This is a genomic window from Moorena sp., assembly GCF_982860115.1.
The window spans coordinates 1-5,908 of sequence record NZ_CEYLVT010000235.1 but is presented as its reverse complement, the minus strand read 5'-3'; the positions used below and the strand labels follow the sequence as shown (position 1 = coordinate 5,908).

Here is a 5,908-nt window from a genome sequence, read left to right as displayed (position 1 = left end):
TCCGTATCAGAGCGAGCCAATTTTTTAAGTAGCCCTAAGGTATCTCGGTGGTCTTTGTAACTTTTAGCTAACTGTTCAATTGCTGTAGCTCGCACCCACAAATCCGTATCAGAGCGAGCCAATTTTTTAAGTAGCCCTAAGGTATCTCGGTGGTCTTGCCAATGGGTGGCTACTGCTACAACAGCTTTAGTGCGAATATCACGGACTAAGTTGGCCTCATCTCTATACTTGTTATCAGTAGAATTTAGATCATAATGAATTAAGTCTTTGACGCGATTCAGTAATCCAATATTCGTTGATTTAATCTCATACCGATTCCTAACCTCAGATAAACAATCCCCTGCCAGAAATAAATTATTAAAATCATCCTCTACTGCACCTTGTGCCATCAAATACTCAATAATCTCTCCACCTTTCTGAGAATCAATCATGCCCACAATCAACTGCAGCACTTCATGCCAATATTCATCCCGCCAGTGCTTACCAAATACCTCAGTTTTCAACTGTTCTAGGGAAATCTCCTGCTTTTTCTCAAATTTCCTGACAAATTCCCGAGCACAGAAATATTCCAAAAATGTCCGATGCACAAAAGCGTAGTAATCTGCTCCCATGAAACAAAAGATAAAATTGCGGGTACACAACTGATTAATCATTACCTTAGCAACGGCTCTCGGGTCATTAACCTCCCGTAATTTCAGCTCCTCTTTGATAATTCTTTCTAAATCTTCCCCACTAATCAGATTTCCCGCTAATCCCCCTTGATTACCCTGCATGAAATATGCCACTTTTCCCAATATCTGTTGCTTATCTTGATAATCAATCGTCTTCGGATCAACACCATTATCTTCTAGTAATGCTGGTTCCACATCCCATTGATGGAGCAGTAAGCGAGACGATTGGTTATAGAGTTCAGAGCGGTCACGAGGCAATTCTTGATTGTGGTTCAGGATTGCCATCATGGTTAGTAATAGGGGATTTTGCGCCAGTTGTCGAATCCGAGAGCATGTCTTAATGGCTTTTTGTAAGCGCTCCTGTTTCCTAACTTTATCAACTTGATCACTAAAGGTTAATTCATGCCACTGCTCGATAAACGTTTGAATTTGTTCCGACTCCAAGTCTTGGAGCATAACATGACGAAATTCAGCATCCCGTAGCCGTTGAGGTTTATAACCAATTACCCGAGATGTCACAATTACTCTTACCTTAGGATACTTATTCGTAAAGCGATGAATATCAGTAATGACATCCTCTCGTTTCCCTGGCTCAAACACTTCATCCAAGCCATCAAACATCACTAAGACTTGACCAGCCTTTAACTGATCATCAAGTTTATTTTGATTCAGATGACCTATCGCTCCACTACTTTGATGGCAGAATTCCAAGAAATTCTGACACTGTCCACTATCGCGATTCCGGATATAAGTGGGTAAGTCAATCAGTAACGGAATCTGTAGAGAACGTTCAGTAGTTAGATCGGTTCTTGCCCACTCCAATGCTAAATAGTGCAGCAAGGTAGATTTACCAGAGCCTGGGTCTCCTAAAACCACCAAATACCGATAGCCTTGAGAGTCCTTGATCACATCCAATATGGATTGAATTGGCTGTTGATAATAAACCTCTTTAGCTCGTTGCAACTTCTTTTGGTCAATGTCCTGATCTAGTTCACCACTCTCTTGCAGTTTTCGATAATCATCCTTAGGCAGTTCATGAATCGCCTCCGGCATCAATTCATGAACCTCTCGCACATTTTGGGGGATAAATATCTTCCAGAGTTTTAGTTCATTATAAGCACAGCCACTAGTATCCAAACTATCCAATTTGACATTACCGTAGCTCTTTAGGAGTGCTTCCTGATATTTCTTTAAGTCAACATCTGGGGTAATTTCTGGTTTAGTTTTTTCTGCGATCGCTTCTAAGGTTTTGAAATCTCGGATAGGCCGTAACTGATCGGATTTCCAAATAATATTTTTGACTTTATTATTGTTATTCTTTTTTCCTTTCTTGAGATAGCTTTTACCAATATAGTACATAGTGCCAATCAAATCCTTCCGGTAATTCTAATAAGTCAAGCTCAATCCAAGTCTTCGCTAATATATCGGTATCTATTCCTTGACAGCCATACTTGAACGCACTGCCCAGGATAGCTTTAATGGATTTATGTTTAAAATACTGCTTGAGAGGTTTACTATACTGTTTTAATTCTTGCTTAGATAAATCAGCATCTTTTAATTCTTCTTCCACTAAAGCCATAAATTCTTTTAAGGCTTTACCCAAGAGTTTTTTCTGGATATTTTGATCCGATAGTCCGGTATACTCTTTGATGGATTCTTTGAAGAAGTCTTTGGTGTTGTCTTCTAGAGCTTCTTTGGGCAACGGACCAATCACCTCTTTGGCGAGATAGCCACCGGCACTAGAAATTCCCTAAACTGCTAACCAATCCAGCATGATATTGGTTGTTGTTTTTTGGTTTATCCATCATTATAGAGCAAAGGGAGTAGGGAGTAGGGAACAGGGAACAGGGAACAGGGAACAGGGAACAGGGAACAGGGAACAGGGAATCGGGAACAGTGGTCAAAATCTCCAAAATCTCCCCATCTCCCCATCTCCCTACACTCGCGATAAGTTGGCCAGTTGCTAAGATCAAACTCATCAGTCGGAAAAATTGAGGTCATCTGATGTCACTTGCCAAACCCTCATTTAAAAAAGTTATTCTCCCTCATCCGGCCAAAGACACCCTGCCCACCATGTATGATTTACCCAGTGAAGAGCCGGAGGAGCCGGGTTTGCCTGACGAATTTCATCTTTGGCAACCACAACTGTGTAGTGAAACATTTCACCCTCCTAATTATGACAGCGAAAGGGTGTTTGTGGCCAGTGACTTAAATTTATATTATGACCCCAACCATACCGCTTGGTATAAACGACCGGATTGGTTTGCTGTAGTAGGGATTTCCCGATTCTACCAGGGACAACAGCTGAGAATGAGTTATGTGATCTGGCAAGAAGAGGTCAGACCAATTGTGGCGATAGAGTTGCTCTCTGGGAGCACCAGAGATCAAGACCTCGGTTACAGTGAACGAACGGCAGAACCACCCACCAAATGGGAAGTGTACGAGCAGATTTTAGCAATTCCCTACTATGTCACCTTTGAGCGAGTCAGCAATGAATTGCGAATTTTTAAGTTAGAAGGCGGCAGCTATCAACCCCAAACCATAGACAATTCCCAATTTTGGATCCCTGAGTTGCAATTGGGTATAGGGTTATGGCTTGGTCAATATCGGGGATTGAATCGGTTGTGGCTACGTTGGTATGATCAAGATGGGAATTGGATTCCCACTGAGGCAGAACGAACCGAACTTCAACGGCAACGAGCCGAAGAAGAATACCAACGAGCTGAACAAGAACGTCAACAGAAGGAATTGGCTCAACAACGAGCTGAACTGGCTCAACAACGAGCTCAACAACTAGCAGAACGGTTACGACAGATGGGTATTAATCCCGATGAAATTTAACCCCTGTCTGAGTTTTTCTGTAAGCTAATGCGCGAAGCGCAGGCTAATTGAGGTGCTAAAGGCCTTGGCCTATGGCCACGCGGGGCGCGTTTGGCCACGCTACGCAAACAGCTTATGGGCTACGGGCACCGCTGACTGCTGACCCCTGACTGCTGACCCCTGACTGCTGACCCCTGACTGCTGACCGGTCAAGGATTATTCGGGATGTGATCGATTTGGGCGTAGCCAGTGAAAATTAGCTTTTGCCCTTGGGTCTGTAGACGATTGATGCGCATAGTGACACCATCAAGGTTGAAGCGGTCTAGATCCACCATATTGTTCAAGATCTCATCCAGGGCTAAGGTCAACGTTTTAGATATCTCTTGTAAAGACTCTGGTATTTCATTAGCTTGAAACTGGGAGTCTTTAAACAAAATCCGCCGTCGCCGCTCTACTCCGATAGTAGATGTCATACTAATCGGTACTATGCCGTAATTGGGTAGGTCAGCCTTAGCAAATAACCGTAGACCATTGTTCGGTTGCAGCTGAACTTGCACCTCGGTAAAGGAAACCGGAGCACCACCAGATAGTGCGGTTAACGCTGGTGTAGAAAGGTTTTCCAGCCGCTTTGTAACTAGTTGTGCTTTAAAGGATTGGTTGATGTCAGCTTCAGTGAGAATAACTTGAGCGATCGCTTGAGTAGGTTGTTTCAGAGAAATCTTACCCTTAAGCACTGAGCTGAAGTCGAGAGAGACAGCATCGGTTTCAAAGGACATCTCCTCTGTGCGGAATTCCCGACGAATCACTAAACCACGACCACTCATTTTGAAACTGTCGATGCTACCTTGTAGCAACTTGCTAGAGGGAAAGCAGCGCACAGAAACATCTACCGATTCGCTTGTAGTAAACAGGTGGCGAATGGTCTTGCTGGCAACAGTATTGAGCAGCTGTTCACCCCAGTCGGTGCCAGAATTATTTGTACCGGTGAAGCCACCTAACATAACCATCTTGCATCCTGCGAGAGTTACTTCTACATTTGTAACAAAATGTGAAGAACTCAGCAATCGATCCTAGGGATGAAGGTTATTTGGTTATTCCCCATTGACATCCAGTGTCGGGTAGGTTAATGGATTGTTCACCTTTAGCTTCCAGTGCAGGGTAGGTTATTTGGTTGGTTATCGGTTAATAGGCTCTAGTCTCTCAAAGGTGTTAGCTCCAGAGAGTCTCAACCTTTATAGCATTTGTCATAGTTATCAGGTACATTCAATTTTCTTATCTCATCTTGATGCAGTCGCTAAATACCACAAACCTACCCCTGTCAGCTGCTCCCTGCTCCCTGTTCCCATTAACCCAGGGCGTAAGCACCTGACCCAATTGAGAATTGCTTTATATTCCTTGACCTAATTGTTTACTTTCGTAAAATGTAGCTTAATATAATTAAGGCTTTATAATACTTGTAAAAGATAGTCAAGAACAAAAATTAAGCTAACGTTGCGGTCTGTAACGTAATTAATGGGATTAAAATGAGTATCACCGATTCTCATTTACCGATTACCCCTTACTAAACTCAGTTACAGCAAAGACTCCAGGTCAATACAGCAACCAGAGCTTTTTTTGTTCTCCTACTTTGCAAGCACCCCGCTCGCCCATAGACGAGGCAATAACACCAATAGTTAATCCCACACCTCCGCCAGCGGGTAGGACCAACGGGCTAATCTTGCCCGAATAGCTAAAAAACTCGGTTAAAAACTTCTAGGTATACGATTATGAGCGATAGCACTGTGAGCGATAGCACTGTCAGCGATAGCACTGCAATCAATGAAAACACTACCGCAGTTCAGCTAGCAGAAGCTCCAGCACAGGAAACCTCTGCCTTAGATACAATTCCCCCTTTACCTGGAAACCGTCCCATTGCTCCTAGTGAGCTTCATATTAGTGAAACACAAAGCATAATGGGACATCGACCAATTGATGCCAGTAATCTTGAGGTATTAGAAACGATATCTGTAATGGGAGACCGCCCCATTACCTCTAGCAACATTGAGGTACTCGGTATCATGAAGGTGTCTGGGGAGCGGCCAATTGCTGCTAGTAATCTTGATCTTGACGAAATAGAGTACATCATGGGCAAGCGTCCCATCGCCCCAAATGATGTTGATGCTGATCCACAGCTGATGGGTTATTTAGATTAAATTCAATCACCCTTCGCTGTAGCGATCGCTCTGACAATTGTTTGTTCCAATAATCCCCTGTTTTGAAACAGGGGATTATTGGGCGTTTATTAAAAATGGAATGATTTGAATAGTTTTGTGGAACGCAATTTTTAAATTAAGAATTAAGAATTAAGAATTAAGAATTAAGAATTCAACATTCAACATTCAACATTCAACATTCAACATTCAACATTCAACATTCAA

The 5,908-nt window shown here is 42.8% G+C and carries 6 protein-coding genes; 2 read left to right on the top strand and 4 right to left on the bottom strand.

What is annotated here, in order from left to right; genetic code table 11:
• The 3 genes from AC4II3_RS27265 to AC4II3_RS27255 all read right to left on the bottom strand — a co-directional run.
• The coding region (locus AC4II3_RS27265) for an NACHT domain-containing protein (protein WP_490722957.1) at positions 1-2,030 on the bottom strand (2,030 nt) is incomplete at its 3' end.
• Positions 2,014-2,373: a hypothetical protein gene (locus AC4II3_RS27260; RefSeq protein ID WP_488016726.1), complete on the bottom strand. Its 360-nt coding sequence runs from the start codon at positions 2,371-2,373 to the stop codon at positions 2,014-2,016. The genes AC4II3_RS27260 and AC4II3_RS27265, both read right to left, overlap by 17 nt.
• A gap of 95 nt (positions 2,374-2,468) precedes the next feature.
• Positions 2,469-2,672 carry a hypothetical protein gene (locus AC4II3_RS27255; protein WP_490722956.1) on the bottom strand — a complete coding sequence of 68 codons (204 nt, stop codon included), beginning with the start codon at positions 2,670-2,672 and terminating at the stop codon, positions 2,469-2,471.
• 3 nt (positions 2,673-2,675) lie between these two features.
• Between AC4II3_RS27255 and AC4II3_RS27250 the strand changes: the two genes are divergently transcribed.
• Positions 2,676-3,512, top strand: a complete 837-nt coding sequence (locus AC4II3_RS27250; RefSeq protein WP_488016949.1) for a Uma2 family endonuclease — start codon at positions 2,676-2,678, stop codon at positions 3,510-3,512.
• A 188-nt stretch (positions 3,513-3,700) separates the two neighbouring features.
• On the opposite strand, the gene AC4II3_RS27245 is transcribed toward AC4II3_RS27250, so the two are convergent.
• The gene (locus tag AC4II3_RS27245) at positions 3,701-4,492 is read right to left on the bottom strand and encodes an LmeA family phospholipid-binding protein (protein ID WP_488016953.1); all 792 of its coding nucleotides are present in this window, start codon (positions 4,490-4,492) and stop codon (positions 3,701-3,703) included.
• Between the two features lie 765 nt (positions 4,493-5,257).
• Between AC4II3_RS27245 and AC4II3_RS27240 the strand changes: the two genes are divergently transcribed.
• Entirely contained in the window at positions 5,258-5,683 is a 426-nt protein-coding gene (locus AC4II3_RS27240) for a hypothetical protein (protein WP_488016951.1), read from the top strand.
• Positions 5,684-5,908: the final 225 nt, after the last annotated feature.